General features: G+C 36.7%; 2 protein-coding genes. Both read left to right on the top strand.

Going from position 1 to position 2213, the window contains the following annotated elements; all coding sequences use genetic code 11:
- The coding region (locus ACT3QP_RS14605; protein ID WP_444525999.1) for an AbiH family protein at positions 1–920 on the top strand (920 nt) is incomplete at its 5' end.
- A gap of 165 nt (positions 921–1085) precedes the next feature.
- Positions 1086–2144 carry an oxygen-dependent tRNA uridine(34) hydroxylase TrhO gene (gene trhO, locus ACT3QP_RS14600; protein WP_444525998.1) on the top strand — a complete coding sequence of 353 codons (1059 nt, stop codon included), beginning with the start codon at positions 1086–1088 and terminating at the stop codon, positions 2142–2144.
- Positions 2145–2213 lie beyond the last annotated feature (69 nt).

Genomic DNA, 2213 nt, shown 5'->3' with positions numbered 1-2213 from the left:
TAATTTTAAATGATGAAATATTTAATAAAGATATTGAGAGAAAATATCCATTTATTAAAAATTTACTAGAAATATTTTGTGTAACCGATAAACAAAATACATATACAGGCATGCAAATAGTATTTAATAAGAGTTTCGTCAAATACTATTCCGGCAAACCTACAGATATATGCTCTTCTAGCTTGTTGAAGCACTTAGAAGAGGACTTAATTAACTTTATTGAGATATTCTCTGAATACATTGTCTTTATTGACAAACTAGAATTAAAAAATACTCTAAAAAATCCAGAAATTTTTAAAAAAGATTTGGACGCTATTTATAGCTTCAATTACTCATCGACTATTAATCGTTTATATAATCATTCCAATATTAATTTTATACATGGCAAAGCTGGTAAAAATAGTAATAAGAAAATTGTTTTAGGCATCTCTGAGCTCAAAAATCAGGTTCTTATAGACAACAAGGCTTACGGATTTGTTAAATACTATCAAAAACTTATTAATAATACTGATTATCAATTTCTCAAGTCTGACTCTCCAGTTACAGCGTTAGAAAAAAACATGAAAAGTCAAAGTCTAACCAAGTACCACCCTATTGAGATTTATATTTGGGGACACTCTTTAGACTCTTCCGATAGCGATTATATTCATGAAATTTTTTCATTTAATCAAAGTGAAAAATGTTCTTTGAGAGTCATTGTTTATTATTATTCTGAACCACATGCTCAATTATCCAATCTAATACATATATTAGGTAAAGATCTTGTTGAAACTTGGATGAAAAATAAATGGTTAGAGTTTATCCAAACACCTGACATACATAGCCTAAATTTCGATAATAACTATATTGATAATAGTACCAGCGAATTCTCCAAAACTGTGCTTAAACCAGAGGAAACTCGCAGTATAGCCTTTTATTAGGTATACAGTAATGATACTTTTACGTCTTTAAGTTTTAAGATCCTATAAAAATTTGCTACACTACGCGCGCATTATTTAATTCCACAATTATACTGATGTTTTAAGCTTGACAAATACCTCAAACCCAACGCACTAGGTTTACGACCTAGCCAGCAGGAGAAAACCATGAGCACCACTCAGAACCCCACTGCAACTGATAACAAATCAGCGCCCGCTTACGATAGCGTGACCAATAATATCGTCGTTGCCGCCCTCTATAAATTCACGCGCTTTGCTGACTTTGAACAATACCGTGAGCCAATCTTAAATACCATGCTCGATAACGATGTAAAAGGTACATTGTTACTTGCAAGCGAAGGCATTAACGGCACGATTTCTGGCACGCGCCAAGGTATCGATACCGTCCTTGAATATCTGCGCAGTATCGAAGCAATCGGCACGTTTACCTTTAAAGAGTCTTATACTGATGCACAGCCTTTTTATCGTACTAAGGTCAAACTCAAAAAAGAAATCGTCACCATGGGTGTAGAGAATATCGACCCATTAGAGTCCGTTGGTCGCTATGTAAAACCAAGTGAATGGAATGCGCTAATATCTGACCCTGATGTGGTTTTGATTGATACCCGTAACGATTATGAAGTACAGATTGGCACCTTTAAAAATGCTGTCAATCCAAATACTGAGACCTTTCGCGAGTTCCCAGAATACGTGGCAAAAGAGATGGATCCAGCTAAACATAAAAAAGTCGCTATGTTTTGCACAGGTGGTATCCGCTGCGAAAAATCTACTGCCTATATGCGTGAACAAGGGTTCGAAGAGGTTTATCACTTAGAAGGTGGTATTCTTAAGTATTTAGAAGAGGTACCTGCTAGCGACTCTATGTGGGAAGGTGATTGCTTTGTCTTTGACAACCGCGTGTCAGTGAATCACAACCTAGAAAAAGGCAGCTACGAGCAATGTTTCGCTTGCCGTATGCCGATTACTCAGGAAGACATGAAAAGCGCCGCCTATATTAAAGGAGAGTCTTGCCCTCACTGTATCGATAAAGCGACTGAAGAACAAAAAGCACGCTTCCGTGAGCGCGAGCATCAAATGCAGCTGGCCAAACAACGTGGTGAAGCGCATATCGGTAGCGATGTTATGGATGTCATCGAAAAACGCAAAGTAGCTAAAGCTGAAGCACGTCGTAAGGCTGAAGCAGCTAACAAAGCCAAAGCAGGATAAAGCGAGTTCTTAGTGTGTGCCAAACATTTAACATGCACTCATTCAACTTTGAAAATAACTAAAAAAAGA

This window comes from Psychrobacter sp. AOP7-B1-24, assembly GCF_052376215.1.
In the GTDB taxonomy this organism is placed as follows: Bacteria; Pseudomonadota; Gammaproteobacteria; order Pseudomonadales; family Moraxellaceae; genus Psychrobacter.
Note: the sequence above shows the minus strand (reverse complement) of the source record. Positions and strands in the feature narration are given on the sequence as shown.

Coding starts and splice junctions, on each gene's coding strand:
- trhO (WP_444525998.1), top strand. CDS start 1,086: ATGAGCACCACTCAGAACCCCACTGCAACTGATAACAAATCAGCGCCC.